Below are 20,118 nucleotides of genomic sequence, written 5' to 3'. Positions count from 1 at the left end.
CCGCAAACAATGATGCTGAGGTTGAAGCTGTCATAGACGCACACGCTGCCCAGTTAGAGGCGAAAGACGCTGCCACCGATGCAGAATTGAAAAACCAAGGGAATCAGGTTTTTCTCGAACAGCAACTCAAAAAACAGCGCATAACCACTGATATCAAGCAAGAAATCAAACGCACCGAGAAGGCTGTAACTGAGGCCTGTGATTAGCGTTCGCTCCAAGTTTCGCCCGCCCCTCTAGCCAAATATGCTCAAAAACGTTTTCACGCAGCTCGGGGCGTTTGTGGCCCTTCCTGACAGGCAGAAATCGGCAAATAACTGCCGTTGGCGACCGGTTGAATTCACAGCCAATAGCAGCCAATCCACTTCCACCACAAAACTGTTCGGGCTTTAGCAGGGATTTTATCTCGGCAAGTTCAATCCACAGAGAGCCTCATTCATGAAGCTTGTAGCTCAGCTCATTCAATGCATTAGTCCCCCAATACATCACATTCGCCACATGCAAAGAACAAAACCGCACTAGACTTCTTCGTGGGCCTTAAACCCGTGCACGGTCATGCAATCGAGGGATGTGATTCTGTACGCAGTACCAAGGCTATTTACTCTGTAGTTATGCACCAAGGGTCAACGTTGCTGTGCGCTCAACACCTGAGCGGTTGACAACATCGATCAACGACTGAGAAAGGAAACCTGGTATGAAAAAGCTTTCGGATCACTTCAAGCTTTCCATCGCCTTTACCGTGCTGATGACAATCAACGGTTTTGTCCAGGTTGCACTTCGTCTTACAACTGTGACTCAAAAGTCAAAACTCTCAAATCCGAGAAAAGAGGTGGCGATGAACAAAGGCTTTCAACTTGCTCCTTTAATTACCCTGGCGCTGGTCTGGCCCGAAATTGGCCTCGCCGTCGATAGCCAGGCAGAACTGGCCAAGCAGTCCCTGAACCCGGTCGCTGCGCTGTACAGCCTGCCGATTCAATACAACTGGAACCAAAATCTTGGCCCCACCAACAACGGTATTCAGACTGTCACCAATATTCAGCCGGTCCTGCCTTTCACTATCAACGACGAATGGAACCTGATTTCCCGCACCATTCTGCCGATCATCGACCAGCATGGCCTGGTGTCCGGCGGGATTGCCGACAAGTCGGGTGTGGGTGACACCACCCAGAGCTTCTTCTTTTCACCCAAGCAGCCTACCGCCAGCGGCTGGATATGGGGGGTGGGGCCGGCCATTTTGCTGCCCACCGGCAGCAACAAACTGCTCAGCAATGAACAATGGGGGCTGGGCCCCACGGTGGTCCTGCTCAAGCAACACGATGGTTGGACCCGTGGCATTCTGGCCAATCACATCTGGTCGCTGGAAAACAGCCCGCCCGATGACAAGGAAAAGGTCAACCAGACCTTCCTGCAACCCTTCTTCAGCTACACCACCCATACCTACACCACCTTCGGCATCAATACCGAGTCCACCTACGACTGGCAGACCAAGGAGTGGTCTGCGCCGATCAACCTTTTTGTGACCCAGTTGTTCAAGGTGGGCCACCAACCCATGACCCTGCAATTTGGTCCCCGCTATTGGGTCGACAGCCCGGAGAATGGCGCCGAGGGCTGGGGGTTTCGGGTGGCGTATACGCTGCTGTTTCCCAAGTAAGCGTCGCGGCGGTAATTCAGACGCACCGCGTTGCCTGTATCGCTGGCAAGTCGGATCGCCGCACCGCAACTCCCTCATAGACTACCGTGCCCACCACGGCAGGATTACGTCTTGCGCTTGTGGAGTAGCCAGGCGCCAATCGCCAGTGCCGGGTCAATAATTGCAGACGCTCCCAACGTAGGGGAAAAACACCGGCTATAAACGCGGGGTCCATGAAGATTATCTGTACCACACCCGGGCGATTCAGACCGTCGAGTTTGCCTGTGCCAAACAAGTACTTTTGATCTCCGCGGACTTAACGTCGTCTAGACTCAACCATCCACGAACTGACGTTCGCAGCACCGTAAGGCTGGAGGGTCATCATTACCAATTTTCGCATTTCGAGTGAAGTGCAGCGGTAGTCAGATGTAGCTGTACGCCTATATCAATCGATAGAGGAACACGCTATGAGACTTAAACAGATGATGCTGGTGGGGTTGGCCACCAGTGGCATGATTCTGGGAGCGTCTTTACCAACGCTTACCCAGGCGGCCGATAAGAAACCCAATATTCTGTTCATCATGGGAGATGACATCGGCTGGATGCAGGTGGGTGCTTATCAGAACGGGCTGGGTTTTGACACCACACCCAACATTGACCGGATTGCCAATGAAGGCGCCAAGTTCATGACCTACTATGCCGAGCAAAGTTGCACGGCAGGCCGCAACGCCTTCTTCACTGGCATGACCCCGTTGCGCACAGGCATGATCCCGCCGCAACTGCCTGGCAGCCCTTCCTACCTGCAGCCCGGTACACCGGCGATTGCCAAGTTCCTATACGATCAGGGCTACAACACTGGCGAGTTCGGCAAGAATCACCTGGGCGATCACCCGGATGCACTGCCAACCGCGCACGGCTTCCAGGAGTTCTGGGGCTACCTCTATCACCTGGATGCCATGCAGCAGGTGAGCTTTCCGGACATCAACAAGAGCCCTACCCAGCAAGGCTTTGCTCCTCCCTGCAAAGTGGAACCGATCCCCGGGGTGCCGCCGATGCCGGGATCGGTGGACCCGAAGACTACCACTTGCTTGACGCCGCCGCGGCCGATTTTGGCCTGTACTTCCAAAGATGGCTCGTCGCAGAACCAGAATTGCAAGGATGAGGGGCCGCTCACGCTGGAGCGCTCGAAGACCGTGGACGAAGAAATTTCGGCCAAGGTTATCGACTTCCTCGACCGCAACGATCCAAAGACTACCGACAAGCCGTTCTTTATCTGGTACAACCCGGCGCGCATGCATATAACCACCGTTTTCTCACCCAAGTATGAGGCCATGCTGGGAGAGCAAGGTGGTAACGACTGGGGCATCCAGGAAGTCGGCATGAAGCAGATGGACGACAATATTGGCCTGGTGCTCAAGAAACTCGAGAACATGGGGCAACTGGACAACACCATTGTGGTCTTCACCACTGACAACGGCGCGGAAAGCCAGACATTCCCCGATGGCGGCATGACGCCCTTCAAGGCCGGCAAGTTGACGACCTGGGAAGGCGGCATGCGTGTTCCGATGGTGGCCCGCTGGCCGGGCCACATCAAGCCAGGCACAGTCAAGGACGATATCTTTGCTTCGTACGATTGGCTGCCAACACTGGTGGAAATCGCTGGTGGTGCCAAGGGTAATGAACTCAACGGGCAGATCATGGCCGGCAAGTATCCCGGTATCGTCAAGACCAAGCTGCAAGGGGTCAATCAACTCGACTACCTGACTGGCAAATCTGACAAGTCGGCGCGTGACACCTTCCTGTACTACACCGGCGCCACACCATCGGCCGTACGTTACAAAAACTGGAAGATCTATTTCACCATGGAAGGTTCGTCCGGCGCTTCAGCACTGGCAGGTCCACAGCAATACGGTTGGGCGCAGGTGCAAAATATCCGCAGGGATCCGTTCGAACAGGCGGTAGGCGATGACCAGAAGTCGGTGCTGTCTATCGGCGGTGCAATAGCCTCGCCGAGCACGGCCTACCTCTACAACTGGAACATGCTTCCGGTAGGCCAGCAGTTGTGGCTGCAGGAGCTTGAGTCCTTTGCAGAGTTCCCACCGCTGCAGTCGCCGGCATCCTACAACCTCACGCAGGTCCTGGAGCAAGTCAAGGCCATGAACAAGAAGGTTCCAGGCCAATAACAGCGTGCACTGAAGAAGCCAGGGTTCTAACCTTGGCTTTCTTCGCTGTACTTGACCTAATACATCCAGATTGTGTTAGGGATGTGATGGAATAGTGGGAGAAGCAAGGACCTGCTGATCAAAATCCCCGCCCCGACAGCTAGCCAGGCTTGTGCATTGCACAGGACTCCCAAGAACCAGTAACAGTGCAGAAGCATGCCGTCTTCCACCGAAGAATGCCGCCGGGTCAGCAACTGTCCCGCGGGGGCATCGATACTCGTCCGATGCAGCAACATAGATGAAGTCCTGCTTACCAAATCGGCCTTCGGCTTTGCTGCCTGATGTCAGGGGTTTCGATACGAAGGTGGTGATACCCGCCTGCTCGCAAGCAAGGATTTCCAACCCTTTTTAATAGCCTCGGTCGGCTACTACCGTCAGCGACTCAGCGCCGATCTCTTCACGCGCCTGGTTCGCCATATTGCTCAGTTGCGCCCGGTCATTACCAACGTTGGTCACCTCATGGGCAATGATCAGATGTGCTTGTCGTCGACGGCTGTTTGCAAGGTGACTTGCGTCCGAGCCTCACCTTCAATAAATCGCTTCATGATCGCCCCCGCTACGATCTCGACGATCTCGACGATCTCGACGATCAGAAGATTAGACAATTGCAGGTGTTTTCACACAGCCTGGGCCAAAAGCGGCCCCTCACAGAAGTGAGAACTTTCTGTTTTCGGCCTGGTGGCAAAGTTCAATCAATAATGGCCGGCCCGATCCGTGTTGATCGAGCCTGCCCTTGGTATCAGCAGTCGCGTATTGTCTGATACGCGACCCGCTCACAACCGTACTTAACGCAACTGAAACCAGGTGGTTTTCAGTTGTGTGTATTTATCAAACGAATGCAGTGATAGATCGCGACCGAAGCCTGACTGCTTGCCTCCGCCAAACGGCACCGACACATCCAGCGCGTCGATGGTGTTGACCGAGACAGTACCGGCATTCAAGGCACGGGCCACACGGTGCGCGCGGTTCAGATCATCGCTCCACACCGACGCAGCCAGTCCGTAGATGCTGTCATTGGCTTGCTGCACCGCCTCTTCCTCAGTGTCAAAAGCGCTGACCGCCAGAACCGGACCGAACACTTCATCCCGTGAAATGCGCATGCCGCTGGTCACGTCACCAAAGATCGTCGGCTGAATGAAGTTTGAAGAACCATTGATGCTCAATTGCTCGCCACCGGACAGCAGCGTGGCCCCGTCAATACGTGCCTCTGCGACCGCTTTCATAATTCGGCTGGTTTGTTCACTGTCGACGATTGCCCCAGCAGCGCTCCCAGGGTTCAGTGGATCACCGGGCATCCACGCACGCGACTTGCTGATCAGCCGTTCGACAAATTCGTCATGGATGGAACGTTGCACGTACAGGCGGGAATTGGCCGAGCACACTTCACCCTGGTTGAAGAAAATACCGAAGGCGGCCTTCTCCGCAGCCAGGTCCAGATCCTGACAGTCTTCAAACACCAGGTTCGGGCTCTTTCCGCCGCACTCCAGCCAGACCTGCTTGAGGTTGGACTGCGCCGAGTACTGCATAAAGTACTTGCCTACCTGAGTGGAGCCGGTGAACACCAGACAATCCACGTCCGGATGCAACCCCAGTGCCTTGCCGGCGCTCTCGCCCAGGCCCGGTACCACGTTCAGCACGCCCTCTGGAATGCCTGCTTCCAAGGCAAGCTGAGCCAGACGCAGGGCCGAAAATGGCGATTGCTCGGCGGGCTTGAGTACCACGCTGTTGCCGGCCGCCAATGCAGGCGCCAGTTTCCACGCAGCCATGTCCAGCGGGAAGTTCCACGGCACTACTGCGGCAACTACCCCCAAGGCTTCCCGCGTGATGGTGGCCAACGCATTCCGGGCGGTAGGCGCGACCTGATCGTAAACCTTGTCGAGCGCTTCGCCGTACCAAGCGAAGACGTGGGCGGCGCCGGGCACATCCACGTTGTAGGCATCCATCACCGGCTTGCCCATGTTCAGCGAATCGAGCAGCGCCAGCTCTTCGCGGTGCACCATCAGCAACTCGGAAAGTTTGATCAGGATTTTCTTGCGCTCGCCGGGGGACATACGCCGCCAAGGGCCTGCATTGAAAGCCCGGCGTGCGGAGCGCACTGCCAGGTTGACGTCTTCTTCGCCGCATGCGGCAACACGCGCGAGCAATTGATTGGTCGCAGGGTTGATGGCGTCGAATGTCGCTCCGGATATCGACGACACTGGCTGGCCGCCGATCAAGGCGGTGTCGATGAAGGATTGGCGGGCAACACGCTGCTGCCAGTAGTTAAGGTCGAACACGTAGTACTCCCACATTGACCGTCTACACGGTCAGTTGTTATTGATCTGGATGGATGGTGCGCAACTATCGAGGCAGGAGGTACAGGTCATCGCAGCCGACTCAAACCGCAATGACCTGCTGTCAAAACCTGCGTGTGTTGGGATGTATCACTCCGCCATCTGCAAGTCCGGCATCTTCACCCTGAACCCACGCGTGACACCCAACAAACAAATCAGCCCCAAGCCCATCCAGCACAGACCAATCGTGAACGCCATACCGGAAAGGCTCGTCCACAGCCAAATGGTGCTGAGAAACCCCAGGGCCGGCAGCGCCGCGTACATCAGGTAGTTGCGTGTGCCGCGCAGTTTCTGGTCGACCAGGTAGTGCTTGATCACCGCCAGGTTCACCGCCGAGAACGCGAAGAGCGCGCCGAAGCTGATCATGTTGGCGACGGTATCCAGGGTGATAAACAAGGCAATCAGCGAGAACAGGCTGACCAGCATGATCGCGGTGGCCGGCACGCGCTTTTTCGTGACCAGCTTGCCGAACACGCTTGGCAATGCTCCATCACGCCCCATCGCGAACAGCACGCGCGAGACACTCGCCTGGGAGACCATTGCCGAAGCGAAACAGCCCGCTACATAGGTCGCGGTAAATGCGGTCACCAGCAGTTCACCGCCGACGCGGCGCATCACGTCCACTGAGGCTGAATCAGGGTCGACGAAACTGTTCCATTCCGGAAACACCATCTGGGCGAAATACGAAACCAGCAGAAACAACAGCCCCCCGAACAACGACACCACCATAATGGCGAGCGGAATGGTTTTTCGCGGGTTGGGTGTTTCCTCGGCCATGGTCGACACGGCATCGAAGCCAAGAAACGACAGGCAGAGTACCGCAGCGCCCGCCATGATCAGCGGGACGCTGAAACCTTCATGATGGAAAGGTGCGAGCAGCGAAACCGGGGCGGAATGCCCACTCAGGTTGTGAAGCGATAACGCGACGAACACAACGATGAAGACCAACTGGGCAACCACGAGTATCCAGTTGACCCGAGTGATGGACTCGATGCCGACCAGATTTAGAACGGTGACCAGCGCAATTGAACCGAGCACCCACACGGCGGTAGGCACAGCGGGAAAATATTCCGACATGTAGATGCCGATCAGCAGATAACTGAGCAACGGCAAGAAGATGTAATCCAGTAACAAGGTCCAACCGGCAATAAAGCCGAAATACGCGCCAAATGCCTTGCGCGTATAGGTATAAACCGATCCTGAATAGGGGTGCGCCTGGACCATGCGTCCATAGCTGTAAGCGGTCAACAACATGGCCGCAAGGGTCAGCAGGTAGGCGGTGGGCAAGTGCCCTTTGGTCATCTGGGTGACGAGACCATAGGTTGTAAACACCGCCAGCGGGACCATGTATGCCAGACCGAAAAGTACCAGTCCGACGAGCCCCAGGGGCTGTCGAAACCTACGCGATGAAGTGGGTTGCGATGGGGAATGATGGGAGGGAGTATCGGCCACGTTTGTTATTGTATTCATTGCTGACTCCTGGAAATGGGCATGCAGGACGCCGCGGTATCCGATGAAATCGATACCGTTATCCGTTGAAAAGTGGGCTGCCCTATGTGCACGCAGGGCAATGTAACGATGCGGTTCTCCACCCCTTGCGCGGGGGTGGAAAACCGCTCACTTCACAGCTTTCCCGCGATCCGTGCGGTGCGGTCTACCGCGATACGGGTCTTGTCCACCAGTTCGTCGAGTTCCGCGCGCGTTGCTACCAGTGCCGGCGCCATGATCATGCGGCCGAGTGTCGAGCGAATGATCACACCCTCTTCAAAACCAAAGGTGCGGCACTGCCAGGCAAGGTCATTTTCATTGTCGAAGCGCTTGCGTGTGTCTTTGTCCTCGGCGAACTGCATGGCCGCGAGCAGACCGGTTCCCTGGATCTCGCCGATCATCGGATGGTTGCCAAACACTTCACGCAGGATCTGCTGCAAGTACGGCCCGGTATCTTCCTTCACCGTGCGAACAATGCCTTCATCACGCAACGCCTTGAGGTTGGCGAGTGCAACCGCCGCCGCGACCGGGTGCCCTGAATAGGTCAGGCCGTGGGCGAACACGCCGCCCCGCTCCACCAGCGCATCCGCAATGCGTTTGCTCAGCACCAGGCCGCCCATGGGGATATAGCCGGAGGTCAGGCCCTTGGCGATCGACAGGGTGTCGGGTTCGAAGCCGAAATACTCGTGGGCAAACCACTCGCCCGTGCGACCAAAACCGCCAATCACCTCATCGGCGCACAGCAGCACATCGTATTGACGGCAGATGCGCTGGATTTCCGGCCAGTAGCTTTGCGGCGGGAAAATCATCCCGCCTGCGCCCTGGAAGGGTTCGGCGATAAAGCCCGCAACATTTTCGGCGCCCAGTTCGAGAATCTTCTCTTCCAGTTGCAAGGCGCAGCGACGACCGAACTCGGCCGGAGTCAAGTCGCCGCCCTGTGCGTACCAGTAGGGCTCATCGATGTGCGCCACGTCAGGAATCATGCCGCCCATCTCGTGCATGAACTTCATGCCGCCCAGCGCAGAAGCCGCCAGGGTGGAGCCGTGATAGCCATTCCAGCGACCGATCATGATCTTTTTCTTGGGTTGGCCGACCACTTGCCAGTAGCGGCGAACGGTACGGATCAACACCTCGTTGGCTTCGGAGCCGGAGTTGGTATAGATCACGTGACTGTAGTGGCCCGGCAGCAGGCTGAACAGCAGCTCGGACAGCTCAATCACCGCCGGATGAGTGGTGTGGAAGAACATGTTGTAGTACGCCAACTGGTCCATCTGCGCGGCGGCGGCGGCGGTCAGGTCCTTTCGCCCATAACCGAGCTGGGTGCACCACAGACCCGACATGCCGTCCAGGTAGCGCTTACCTTCACTGTCCCACAGATACAGGCCCTCACCACGCACCATCACGCGTGGGCCTTCGGCATTCAGCGCCTTTTGATCCAGAAACGCATGGATGTGGTGGGCCGCGTCGGACTTCTGATAGTCCTGGGTCTGGCGTTTGGGTTCGAATGGCAGGTTCATGTTTTCTCTCTCTTGTTAGTCGTCATCCGCTCAGCGGATCTTGTTCATGTAGCTTTCAAGGGGGTCCTTGCTCAGCACGCCCTGTGCCTCGGCCAACGAATCGATGAACAGCGAAAACAGTTCCGATTGCGCACCGATATCGAGCTTGCTGTAGATGTTTTTGCGGTGGGATTTGATGGTGTCTTCCGATACACCCAGGCGCTCGGCAAGCGAGCGGGTGGAGTGCCCACGCAGGATCAATTGGGCGATACGACATTCGCGCTCGGTCAGGATCGACGAGCCAAAATTGTTCAGCGCCGAGTGAATACGCTGCTCCAGCAGGCTTTCAAAGCGCGAACCCTGCGCTTCCAGACCCACGAAGTGTTTGCCCAACACCGCCAGCACCCAGGGCGCTATACGCTTGAATTGTTGGGTGGTGGCCGCGTCCAGCTTCTGCGTAAATGCCAGTGATACCGCCAGACTCAACCCGTTGTTGGACTGCAGGATGTAGTTCAACTCATCCTCCAGGTGCGAATGTCGGTAAAACGACTGGAAGTACTCGCTGAGCTCGAAATGATCGGGGGCGACATCGGCAAGGTCGTAACACCCGGAGCCGATGCCCTCTACGCACGCGCCGTAAAACGGATCGAGCAAATAGAAGCCCGACAGGTACTGACGCACATTACCCTGCGGCAGCCATGGGCCTTCCAATTCAAACAATGCGCTGGGCATGCCACCGTGCGGATACAGGTAGAGCGTGGTGGCCTGGATCGGGCAGATACAACCGAGGGCCTCGAACAAAGTAGCGGCGAAGCCCGCTTGCCCGATGCTCTCGGTTACCTTGGCGATCTGTTCAAACCATTGCGCAGAAGAAAGCCGGTCGTTTTCCACTTTGAAGACTCGCTGTAAGAACGTTAGAGATGGTCCCACACCCGGGAAACCATCGAAATCACCCGATAGGGTGAGCCTGCATCCGATATTTATGCTCACTTCCCAGCTTAATAATATTTTATTAATAGCCCCCCTCCCCCTAGCCTTGAAGTCATGCACGAACTGAATCCAACTGCATTACGCAAGGACAGACACATGACTGAAGCAATAACAAAAACAGACACCCTGGTAGTGGGAGCCGGTCAGGCTGGCGTGGCCATGAGTGAGCACCTGAGCAAACAAGACGTGCCGCATCTGGTGCTGGAGCGCAGCCGCATTGCCGAGCGCTGGCGCACCGGGCGCTGGGATTCGTTGGTGGCTAACGGTCCGGCCTGGCATGACCGTTTTCCAGGCCTGGAATTCGATGACGTCGCCGCCGATGGCTTCGCCCCCAAAGAACGCGTCGCCGATTACTTTGAAGCTTATGCCCGCAAGTTCAATGCGCCGATCCGTACCGGCGTGGATGTACTCTCGGTGGTGCGTAATGTCGGCCGCCCAGGCTTTACCGTGCACACCAGCGAAGGCGTGATCGAAGCCAACCGCGTAGTGGCAGCCACCGGGCCGTTCCAGAAACCGGTGATTCCGCCGATTGCACCTGAAGACTGCGCGCTGCATCAGATCCACTCTGCCGATTATCGCAACCCTGCCCAACTGCCGGCCGGTGCCGTGCTAGTGGTAGGTGCAGGCTCTTCCGGTGTGCAGATCGCCGATGAGTTGCAACGTTCCGGACGCCAGGTGTACCTGTCGGTCGGCGCCCACGACCGCCCGCCCCGCGCCTATCGCAACCGGGATTTCTGCTGGTGGCTGGGGGTGTTGGGCGAGTGGGACCAAGCGGCGATGAAACCCGGCCGTGAGCACGTAACCATTGCAGTGAGCGGCGCACACGGCGGCAAGACAATCGATTTCCGTGAGCTGGCCCAGCAAGGCATGACCCTGGTTGGCCTCACGCAATCCTTCAGCGGCAACCTCGCCAGCTTCCAGCCCAACCTGGTGGAAAACCTGGCGCGTGGCGATGAAAACTACCTGGCCTTGCTGGATGCGGCCGACGCCTACGTGGAGCGCAACGGCCTGGACTTGCCGCTGGAGCCTGAAGCCCGTCGTGTGTTTCCCGACGCCGACTGTATCAAGAACCCGATTCTGGAACTGGACCTCGACAAAGCCGGCATCACCTCGATCATTTGGGCCACTGGGTTTGCCGTGGACTACAGCTGGCTGAAGGTCGATGCGTTTGACGCCGCCGGCAAGCCCCAGCATCAACGCGGCGTCTCCAGCGAATCCGGGATCTATTTCCTCGGTTTGCCGTGGCAGTCGCGCCGTGGCTCGTCGTTTATCTGGGGCGTGTGGCACGACGCCAAATACGTCGCCGACCATATCGCCATTCAGCGCCAATACCTTGAGTACCGCGACGCCGCCCCGGTGGTTCGTCAGTTCCCTGTCAACGCCTGATCCCTTTTTTCCGGAGTTTTTTTGATGCCTACTCACACTCGTATCCGTATGTTCAACACCAAGGAAACCTACCCTAACCAAACCCTGGACAACGACCTGTGCCAAGCCGTACGCGCCGGCAATACCGTGTATGTGCGCGGCCAGGTGGGCACTGATTTCGAGGGCAACCTGATTGGCCTCGGCGACCCGCGCGCCCAGACCGAACAAGCGATGAAGAACGTCAAGCAACTGCTGGAAGAAGCCGGCAGCGACCTGAGCCATATCGTCAAAACCACCACCTACCTGATTGACCCGCGCTACCGCGAGCCGGTGTACCAGGAAGTCGGCAAATGGCTCAAGGGTGTGTTCCCGATCTCCACCGGGCTGGTGGTGTCGGCCCTGGGTCAGCCGCAGTGGTTGATGGAAATCGATGTAATCGCGGTTATCCCGGAGTAAGGAGGCTTCCCATGACCTTTTCAATCGTGGCCCGGTGTGCGGACACTGGCCAGCTGGGCATTGCCATCAGTTCATCAAGCATCGCCGTGGGTGCCCGTTGCCCATGGCTGCGCCCTGGTGTGGGCGCGGTGTCGACCCAGAACATCACCTTGCCGGCCCTGGGTCCTGACGTACTCGACCTGCTGGAACAGGGCCTCGCCCCGGCCGAAGCGCTCGACAAGGCCCTGACTAGCAATGGCTACAGCCAATACCGACAGCTGACGGCGATTGATCACCTGGGTCGCGCCGTCCATTTCAGCGGCAGCGAAACCCTCGGCACCCATAATGCGGTGTCGGGCGAGCAGTGCGTGGCGGCGGGCAACATGCTCGCTGACCGCGGGGTGATCGAGGCGATGGTCAGCACTTTCGAGCAAGGCGAAGGCCAGTTGGCCGATCGCCTGCTGGCCGCGATGCATGCGGCCATCGCTGCTGGCGGCGAGGCCGGTCCGGTGCACTCTGCTGCGCTGGTGGTGGTCGGTGAGCTGACATGGCCGATCATCAACCTGCGAGTGGATTGGGCCGACGAGAATCCTGTCGGTGACCTTCAAAGACTATGGGACGCCTACCGCCCGCAAGTCCAGGACTACATCGACCGCGCCCTCGCCCCCGATCGCTCCCCGGGCTACGGCGTGGCCGGTGATGACCGATGAGCAGCAGCCGCGAACTGCTGCAGACGCTGGTAGGGTTTGATACCACCAGCCGCGAATCCAACCTGCATCTGATCGAGTTTGTGCATGATTACTTGGCGGGTTTCGGTGTGACCAGCGATCTGGTCTACAACGAGGAGCGAAGCAAGGCCAATCTGTTTGCCAGCATCGGCCCGGTGGAGTTGCCGGGCATCGCACTTTCAGGGCATACCGATGTAGTGCCGGTGGATGGGCAGCCATGGACGGTACCGCCATTCGAGCTAACTGAGCGCGACGGCAAGCTGTTTGGCCGGGGCACGGCAGACATGAAGGGCTATATAGCCTGTGTGCTGGCGCTGGTGCCGGCATTGGTGAAGGTGCCGCTGCGGATCCCGGTGCATATCGCCCTGTCGTACGACGAAGAAGTCGGCTGCCTCGGTGTGCGTTCGTTGCTCAAGGTGCTTGAGCAGCGGCCGGTGAAGCCGATGCTGTGCATTATCGGTGAACCGACCGAGCTCAAGCCGGTGCTCGGCCATAAGGGCAAGTTGGCCATGCGCTGTGATGTGCATGGCGAGGCATGTCACTCGGCCTATGCGCCGTATGGGGTGAACGCCATCGAGCATGCGGCGGAGTTGATTGGTGAATTGGGAAGAATCGGGCAACGCCTGCGGGACACCCAGGATGCGCGTTTCGATCCGCCATTCAGCACGGTGCAGACCGGGGTGATCAGTGGCGGCAAGGCGCTGAATATCGTGCCGGCAGATTGTCGGTTTGATTTTGAGATTCGTGCCTTGCCGTCGCAGGATCCGGGTGAGGTAGCTGAGGAGTTGCAGGCTTATGCCATGCAAAAAGTGCTGCCGCGCATGCAGGCAGTCAGTCGCCAGAGTGCGATTCGTTTTACCGAGTTGTCCGCTTACCCAGGCTTGGTCACCGACGAACGCAGCCAGGCGGCAGAATTGATCGCGGCGTTTTCCGGTTCGCGGGAATTTGGCACGGTAGCGTTTGGTACTGAGGGCGGGTTGTTCGATGCGGCGGGCATTCCCACGGTGGTGTGCGGGCCCGGGAGCATGGACCAGGGGCATAAGCCGGATGAGTTTGTGAGTGTGGCGCAATTAGCGGGGTGTGATGCGATGCTACTGCGGATGCTGGAATCAATCCGCGCCTGAGCCGCCTATCTACCAGACACCAAAAATCAAATGTGGGAGGGGGCTTGTCGGAACGCCGCACCGCCCCGATTGCAGTGGTTCAGTCGATGCATAAGTTGCCTGTCACACTGCTATCGGGAGCAAGCCCCTCCCACATTTTTAATCCTGGGTTTAGCCCAATAGTTGCGCGAGTTCTTCGCTGCAGTAGTCGACAAATAACTGCACCGGTTTGGTCAGGGGCGAACGGCGCAACCACACCGCCGACAAACCTGAACCGGTGACGGTTTCGGCCAATGGCACACAGACGACTTTCTGCCCATCGTAGGTGTACTCGGTGAACGGTTTGGTCACCAATATCGAAAACCCAAACCCCCGCCCTACCATCCCCCGCACCATCTCGATCGACGGCGAGCTGAACACGATATTCGGCGTCAACCCGCGCTCTTCAAAGATGCTTACGAAGTAGGTCCGGCTGGGCAGAACGTCAAGCAAAATCATCSGTTCCAGCACCAGGTCCGCCAGCGACACCTTGGGCTGCTGTGCAAAACGGTGATCCGCCGGCAACAACGCATACGGCTGTTGCGGCGGCATCAATGGCGTGGTTTCAATGGTGCCGCCCAAGTCATGCTCGTACAGCATGGCCACATCGATACTGCCTGCCGTCAGCGCCTGTACCAGTTCCTGTTGCTCGCCATCGCGAATCCGAATCTCCACCCCCGGCCAACGCGTCTTGAAGCCGGCGATCAAGCGCGGCAAGTACAGCGGTGCCACGGTTTCAAAGCAGCCGATATCGATCTGCCCCGCCACCACGTCGTTGTCCGCCAGGGCGTTCTGCTCGAACTCATGGGCCACCCGCAACAGCTCCTGCGCCTTGCGATAAAACCGTGCACCACTGGGCGTCAACGACACGCCTTGAGCGTGATGGCGAATAAACAGCTGCACACCAAAGCTGTCTTCCAACTGCTTGATCGCGGTAGAGACCGACGGCTGCGCGATATACAGCTTGCGCGACGCCTCGGCGACGCTGCCGCACTCGGCCGTGGTAACAAAATATCTGAGTTGGCGCAGGTTGTAGGCAGCCATCGGAACCTCGTTAAACGTGGGATTTCGCCCCAAACACGTGCAAGAAAAAACTGTTTTCTTCAGCGATCACGGTGCATGCAACATACCGGAGCAAAAAGGCCGGCGAGATACTTTTTTTAAGGTCTATAGCAACAAACTTACTAATTTACCTGCCTGCCGCCATTGCAGATGATCACTCCAACAACAAAGCGCCGCGCAGGCGGCGCACTGCGAAGTACGTCCACGTACTCACCTTGCCTTGGAGTTCCTCATGGTCACCACTGCGACATCCTCCGCCCCGCTTATTGAAAAACACACGATTGGATACGTGCCCCCTGAAGATCGCCATGGAAAGGTAAGAGACCTGTTCACCCTGTGGTTCGGCGGCAACATCGCGCCATTGCCGATCGTGACCGGCGCACTGGGAGTGCAACTGTTCCACCTGAACCTGATCTGGGGCATCGTCGCCATCCTCGTCGGCCACCTGGTCGGCGGCGTGTTGATGGCGTTGCACTCGGCCCAGGGCCCGCAGATGGGCATCCCGCAAATGATCCAGAGCCGCGCCCAGTTCGGCTCCCTCGGCGCATTGCTGGTGGTGGTGATCGCCGGCGTCATGTACATCGGCTTCTTTGCCTCCAACATCGTGCTGGCGGGTAAATCCTTGCACGGTGTGGTCGACGCAGTGCCCGTGCCCGTGGGCATCGTGATCGGCGCCATCGGCTCCGGGATCATCGGCATCATCGGTTACCGCTTTATCCATGTGCTCAACCGCATCGGTACCTGGGTACTGGGCGCCGGGATCGTATTGGGGTTTGGCTATATCTTTACCCATATCCAGACCACGGACTTTCTGACCCGCGGTGAATTCAACATTTCCGGCTGGCTGGCTACCGTGTCTCTGGCTGCGCTGTGGCAGATCGCCTTCGCGCCCTACGTGTCGGATTACTCGCGCTACCTGCCGGCTGACGTTCCGGTCGCGTCCACTTTCTGGACCACTTACCTGGGCTCGGCACTGGGCTCCAGTCTGTCGTTCATCTTCGGCGCCGTCGCGGTACTTGCCACCCCGGTCGGCATGGACACGATGGACGCCGTCAAACTTGCCACCGGCTCTATCGGCCCGTTGATGTTGGTGCTGTTCCTGCTCAGCGTGATCAGCCATAACGCCCTCAATTTGTATGGCGCGGTGCTGTCGATCATCACCCTGGTGCAGACCTTTGCGTATCGCTGGATCCCCACCGCGAAAAGCCGAGCGGTGATCTCCATCCTCGTACTGGCAGCATGTGCGATTGCAGCAGTTTTCGCCTCAAAAGACTTTATCGGCCACTTCGTCGATATGGTGCTGGTGTTGTTGGTAGTGCTGGTGCCATGGACGGCAATCAACCTGATCGACTTCTACGCTATCCACAAAGGCAAGTACGACATTGCCTCGATCTTCCGCGTGGATGGCGGGATTTATGGGCGCTACAACCCGCAGGCCTTGCTGGCGTACGCGCTCGGTATTGCGGTGCAGATTCCTTTCATGAACACACCGTTGTATGTGGGCCCGATTTCAGAACACATCAACGGCGCGGACTTGTCCTGGGTGGTCGGGCTGGTGGTGACTTCGCCGTTGTATTTCTGGTTGGCAAATCGGGACAGTGCGTACAAGCGCAGGATGAATGAGGGGAAATTGGTCGGCAGTGTCTGACATTACAACGCCAGCGCTCGATCCTCGATCACTCGTTTCATCACGAGCATCGGGGTCAAGCGCTGAGCATTGGTTTACCGCACGGGTCATTCAGCGCCTGCCCTGGTATGACCCAAGTTACCAGGTTCGTTCAAGGGGCGGCCCAGGATCAGGAACAAACACAACCCCGTCCATTAGCAATCGGGCAGTGCGCATCAATCCGCAACGGGTCAATCGCCCATCCTGGAAGCGCAGTTCCACGGTGAACTCACCAGTAGGATGTTCAACCGAAAGCTGCATCGTGTCGCCCTCTCCCCTACACGCCAACTCTGCTGCCACGCTACCTTGGGGTACGTTGCGCAGGCTGACATCCCCCAGGGTAATACCTACCTGCATGATGTCCGGGCCGCTGCCGCTGTTTAGCTGGGTCAGCTGAGGAAAAGTTCTCAGGGCCAATGAAACCGGTCACTTCCTTACTTTGGAATACCCGGTTTTAACCTGCTTTACACGGTCAGTGGTACAAAAGGTGGTACAAGCTTCATTCCCTCCCTAGATGTCCTGTCTACCGTTCGTCACTTCCCAATACTGCTGCTGCGCTGAAGCCTCCATGGAGGAATCGCGATGCCAAACTCAGACCTGCTCCCTTCCCTGCTATTCAAGATCAACGAAAACCACCTCGCCCTGGAGGATGCCATCATGGAGCTCACGCTTTGGGTTGAGCAGCGCGGAGCGGCCGAGATCGGCGGCAATATCCGCGGCGCCCTTCAAACGATCGACAAGAACGAAGAGTTCATCAAGATGACGCTCGCGGTGATAATGGCGCCGGAATGACCGCGATCGGCGGCCACTCCAACACATCACCTGATCGACTGTTTTGTAGGAGAAAGCAGTCCCCCATGTTCCACTGCCAACATTGACCTGAACTGAGAAGTGATCTCTGAGGATAGCCCGGCACCTTCAAACACTGCGCAGGTGAAGCTAACGGGCGCGGGGCCTGGAGCAGTTATGATGCGGTCTGCAACCACAGCCACTGCACTGCTTCGATAATGTGTGTGCCCTTCATAACCTACGGCATTCTGTTGTAAGAAGTCTGCGCTGTTCGAGGTATGAGGAACCGTGTCGAGAAGCCCCGCCCTCGCAAGTGCCAGCGTTCCCCCACAGATACCGGCAATTGTCGCCCCACTTGAGCGACTGGCATGAAGAAAGTCTCGAATATCCGGTGCTTCTACGCGTTCCCAGCACATTCCACCAATGACGACAACGACGTCCGGTTTCCACTCCAGACATTGCTGCAAACTGCTATCGACAGTGACAGCCAATCCGCCCTGCGAGCGGAACTGCCCCGTAGCAGCAGCGAAGAACCTGACGTCGATCCCGTAAAACGGGGACGCAGTTCCAGCAATGAAAGCATATTCCCAGTCCGCAAAACCGGGTGTCAGTATCAAACCCACACGTGCCATCAGTCAGAATCCTCCATGAATGCCAATAACATATGGCGACAACAAACTGACATCAAGGGTAGTGATGCCGGCTTGCTCGCAGGCAAGGATTTCCAGCCCTTTGTAATAGCCTCGGTCGACCACCACCGTCAGCGATTCAGCCTCGATTTCTGCACGCGCCTGGTCCGCCATATTGCTCAGTTGCCCACGATCATTACCAACGTTGGTCACCTCATGGGCAATGATCAGATGGTGCTTGTCGTCGACCGCTGTTTGGACGTTGTAGCCAACCGTTCCGGTGCCACGACCGCTCGTGGTCATTGAGCATGCATCTGGATCGGTAAGAGAGATTTGTTGGTCTGGACTGTCGTGAAGCTGCGCCCCGATGTCCTTGCGAAAGTCGGCAATGGTTTTGAAGTCTGGAGCCAAACGTCCCGTCAGCCACATCAACTCGACGTTACGCTCGGCCTCACGCTCAAGCCGACCACGCGCACTGGGTTTTCTTCGGCTACGTAATCGTCCAGGCACTCAGGCAGCAACGTGACTTGCGTCCGAGCCTCACCTTCAATGAATCGCTTCATGATCGCCCCCAATACGATCTAGACGACCAGAAGGTTAGACAACCACTGGCGTTTTCACACAGCCTGGGTCGTTTTCTGCTTCTTGCGATGGGCAGTTTTGGATCGGTTGCCGTCCTTCGCGACAGGCAAAAAACGGCCAATACCCGACATTTCTCCCCTGGCTCGATAGCAGGCGTTTTCGGTCCATACACCGTCACAACCACCGCGTGAACATATCTATTTCTTCCCCGATCAATTGGGTGTCGAATTGGGCCAGAACCTGTTTGGCTGCCTACTGTTTTTCCAGTGCCAGGCGGACTTGGGTAATGCAGGCGTTCGCGATCACTCGGCTTCAGCCGACTGAATTGAAGGCACTGATTCACCGTGCGTGACAATCTGTCATGACATGTTATGACCTCCATCAGAATCGGACTTTGGCCAACAAATACGGGGTTTAAAGGACGAATGGTCGAAAGGCGTCAAGCGCGGGGAATTGCCGGGAGTTTGCAGCCACTACAGGCTTTGCAGGCAGGCGCGTTCGTCGCGGTGAAGTGAACTTCACTTTCACCACGTGTCACATTAAGTCCTTGTCAAGCGAACTTCAGTGGAGGTACAGCCTTATGAGCATGGCCACAATTGTCAGTGCCGTGATTTCCAGTCTCGCACCCAGTGTCTTCGACCAGAGCAGCCTGCAAGACCCCGGCGCGCATGTCTCAGCCGTCGAATACCACTACGGGATGGACATCGATGTGAAACGGGTACTGCAGCGCACCGATACATCCGACAAGACCGGCGTGGTACCGGTGACCCTGGTCTACGAAGACAGCGAGGGCGAGGTTCACAAGATCCGTTTCCTCGAATGGGGTGGAAGCCCCGCCGACCCCACCAACATTGCCTGATTCGCTCGTCGATCGGGTTCCGGGCCTCACCGCCCCCCCAGAAGCGGAAGTTAAACCTCCCATGCACTCAGTGCGATTGAGGTTTTTTGTTACCTGAAAATGGACATGATCGAATGACTAAAAGTTCATTCGAGAAACTCACTATTATCTTGGCGGCGTAATGTCGCAAGATTAATTGATAACAATTGCTGGATCTAAATGGCAGTCAGCAACGGTAAATTACAATCAAGCCGTGCCGAGAGCCAAGTTGATTCACTATTGAAACCAAGAGGTCACCATGGAACTTAGTATGTTTTCTTCGTCCACCGTGGAATATGTGCGTTTGGGCGTTGTATATTTTCATCTTATCGCCTGCTGTGTGGCAATCGGGCTGGTTTTGACCAGTGACATTGCAATGGTCAAGCAACTCCTGAAGGGAGATGCGTCAGGCCACCACGATGATGCGCACATGGAAAGCCTTCAAAAAACCGTAGGACTTGCACTTGTAGCGCTTTGGATTACGGGCATTGGTATCGTCGGGATCGATTATGCCGGCAAGGGGATGGAGTATTTCCTCAATCCAAAACTACAAGCCAAAATTGGCATAGTTGTGCTATTGACCTTTAACGGCTTCCTGTTGCATAGCGCTGTAATGCCCGCTCTGAAAAAAGCCGGTTCGTTACTGAAACTCTCCTTCAGCCTGCGCATGCTGGCGCTGTTCTCGGG

The 20,118-nt window shown here is 57.2% G+C and carries 15 protein-coding genes and 5 pseudogenes; 11 read left to right on the top strand and 9 right to left on the bottom strand.

What is annotated here, in order from left to right:
• The 3 genes and pseudogenes from AC1DWM_RS28710 to AC1DWM_RS28700 form a co-directional block, all read left to right on the top strand.
• Positions 1 to 206: pseudogene (locus AC1DWM_RS28710) on the top strand (hypothetical protein); the annotation flags it as partial.
• A 626-nt stretch (positions 207 to 832) separates the two neighbouring features.
• Positions 833 to 1,648, top strand: coding sequence for a transporter (locus AC1DWM_RS28705; RefSeq protein ID WP_223513879.1), 816 nt, complete (start codon positions 833 to 835; stop codon positions 1,646 to 1,648).
• Between the two features lie 446 nt (positions 1,649 to 2,094).
• On the top strand, positions 2,095 to 3,810 hold the full coding sequence (locus AC1DWM_RS28700) for an arylsulfatase (protein ID WP_223513366.1): 1,716 nt from the start codon (positions 2,095 to 2,097) through the stop codon (positions 3,808 to 3,810).
• 176 nt (positions 3,811 to 3,986) lie between these two features.
• On the opposite strand, the pseudogene AC1DWM_RS28695 reads toward AC1DWM_RS28700, so the two are convergent.
• From AC1DWM_RS28695 to AC1DWM_RS28675, 5 genes and pseudogenes are all read right to left on the bottom strand, one after another.
• Positions 3,987 to 4,352 (bottom strand): annotated as a pseudogene (locus AC1DWM_RS28695) (IS5/IS1182 family transposase); the annotation flags it as partial.
• 282 nt (positions 4,353 to 4,634) lie between these two features.
• On the bottom strand, positions 4,635 to 6,125 hold the full coding sequence (locus tag AC1DWM_RS28690) for an aldehyde dehydrogenase (RefSeq protein ID WP_223513363.1): 1,491 nt from the start codon (positions 6,123 to 6,125) through the stop codon (positions 4,635 to 4,637).
• 147 nt (positions 6,126 to 6,272) lie between these two features.
• Entirely contained in the window at positions 6,273 to 7,652 is a 1,380-nt protein-coding gene (locus tag AC1DWM_RS28685) for an APC family permease (RefSeq protein ID WP_477796737.1), read from the bottom strand.
• Positions 7,653 to 7,804: 152 nt separating this feature from the next.
• Positions 7,805 to 9,187, bottom strand: a complete 1,383-nt coding sequence (locus AC1DWM_RS28680) for an aspartate aminotransferase family protein (protein WP_223513358.1) — start codon at positions 9,185 to 9,187, stop codon at positions 7,805 to 7,807.
• Positions 9,188 to 9,217: 30 nt separating this feature from the next.
• Positions 9,218 to 10,057: a helix-turn-helix domain-containing protein gene (locus AC1DWM_RS28675; protein ID WP_477796736.1), complete on the bottom strand. Its 840-nt coding sequence runs from the start codon at positions 10,055 to 10,057 to the stop codon at positions 9,218 to 9,220.
• Positions 10,058 to 10,210: 153 nt separating this feature from the next.
• Here AC1DWM_RS28675 and AC1DWM_RS28670 point away from each other — a divergent pair, with 153 nt between their 5' ends.
• From AC1DWM_RS28670 to argE, 4 genes are read left to right on the top strand one after another with little or no spacing between them, the layout of a single operon-like run.
• Positions 10,211 to 11,542, top strand: coding sequence for a flavin-containing monooxygenase (locus tag AC1DWM_RS28670; RefSeq protein ID WP_477796735.1), 1,332 nt, complete (start codon positions 10,211 to 10,213; stop codon positions 11,540 to 11,542).
• Between the two features lie 24 nt (positions 11,543 to 11,566).
• Positions 11,567 to 11,977, top strand: coding sequence for a RidA family protein (locus AC1DWM_RS28665; protein ID WP_223513339.1), 411 nt, complete (start codon positions 11,567 to 11,569; stop codon positions 11,975 to 11,977).
• A gap of 11 nt (positions 11,978 to 11,988) precedes the next feature.
• Positions 11,989 to 12,666: a DUF1028 domain-containing protein gene (locus AC1DWM_RS28660; protein WP_477796734.1), complete on the top strand. Its 678-nt coding sequence runs from the start codon at positions 11,989 to 11,991 to the stop codon at positions 12,664 to 12,666.
• On the top strand, positions 12,663 to 13,808 hold the full coding sequence (gene argE, locus AC1DWM_RS28655; RefSeq protein WP_477796733.1) for an acetylornithine deacetylase: 1,146 nt from the start codon (positions 12,663 to 12,665) through the stop codon (positions 13,806 to 13,808). The genes AC1DWM_RS28660 and argE overlap by 4 nt, the downstream gene beginning before the upstream one ends.
• 150 nt (positions 13,809 to 13,958) lie before the next feature.
• On the opposite strand, the gene AC1DWM_RS28650 is transcribed toward argE, so the two are convergent.
• Positions 13,959 to 14,870, bottom strand: a complete 912-nt coding sequence (locus AC1DWM_RS28650) for a LysR substrate-binding domain-containing protein (protein ID WP_477796732.1) — start codon at positions 14,868 to 14,870, stop codon at positions 13,959 to 13,961.
• Between the two features lie 250 nt (positions 14,871 to 15,120).
• On the opposite strand from AC1DWM_RS28650, the gene AC1DWM_RS28645 reads away from it, so the two are divergent.
• On the top strand, positions 15,121 to 16,536 hold the full coding sequence (locus AC1DWM_RS28645; protein WP_477796731.1) for a purine-cytosine permease family protein: 1,416 nt from the start codon (positions 15,121 to 15,123) through the stop codon (positions 16,534 to 16,536).
• Between the two features lie 117 nt (positions 16,537 to 16,653).
• Here the strand turns inward: AC1DWM_RS28645 and AC1DWM_RS28640 are convergent.
• Positions 16,654 to 16,863 (bottom strand): annotated as a pseudogene (locus AC1DWM_RS28640) (hypothetical protein); the annotation flags it as partial.
• 273 nt (positions 16,864 to 17,136) lie between these two features.
• On the opposite strand from AC1DWM_RS28640, the gene AC1DWM_RS28635 reads away from it, so the two are divergent.
• Positions 17,137 to 17,346: a hypothetical protein gene (locus AC1DWM_RS28635; protein ID WP_223513328.1), complete on the top strand. Its 210-nt coding sequence runs from the start codon at positions 17,137 to 17,139 to the stop codon at positions 17,344 to 17,346.
• Between the two features lie 26 nt (positions 17,347 to 17,372).
• On the opposite strand, the gene AC1DWM_RS28630 is transcribed toward AC1DWM_RS28635, so the two are convergent.
• Both AC1DWM_RS28630 and AC1DWM_RS28625 read right to left on the bottom strand, forming a co-directional pair.
• Positions 17,373 to 17,975 carry a DJ-1/PfpI family protein gene (locus AC1DWM_RS28630; protein WP_223513326.1) on the bottom strand — a complete coding sequence of 201 codons (603 nt, stop codon included), beginning with the start codon at positions 17,973 to 17,975 and terminating at the stop codon, positions 17,373 to 17,375.
• Positions 17,976 to 18,035: 60 nt separating this feature from the next.
• Positions 18,036 to 18,535 (bottom strand): annotated as a pseudogene (locus AC1DWM_RS28625) (transposase); the annotation flags it as partial.
• 599 nt (positions 18,536 to 19,134) lie between these two features.
• Here AC1DWM_RS28625 and AC1DWM_RS28620 point away from each other — a divergent pair.
• Both AC1DWM_RS28620 and AC1DWM_RS28615 read left to right on the top strand, forming a co-directional pair.
• Positions 19,135 to 19,413 (top strand): DUF2790 domain-containing protein, encoded by a 279-nt coding sequence (locus AC1DWM_RS28620; protein WP_223513323.1) that lies wholly within the window; start codon positions 19,135 to 19,137, stop codon positions 19,411 to 19,413.
• A 277-nt stretch (positions 19,414 to 19,690) separates the two neighbouring features.
• Positions 19,691 to 20,118: pseudogene (locus tag AC1DWM_RS28615) on the top strand (hypothetical protein); the annotation flags it as partial.

Source organism: Pseudomonas sp. P4_C8, from assembly GCF_056401975.1.
This window is presented reverse-complemented; position numbering and strand designations above follow the sequence as displayed.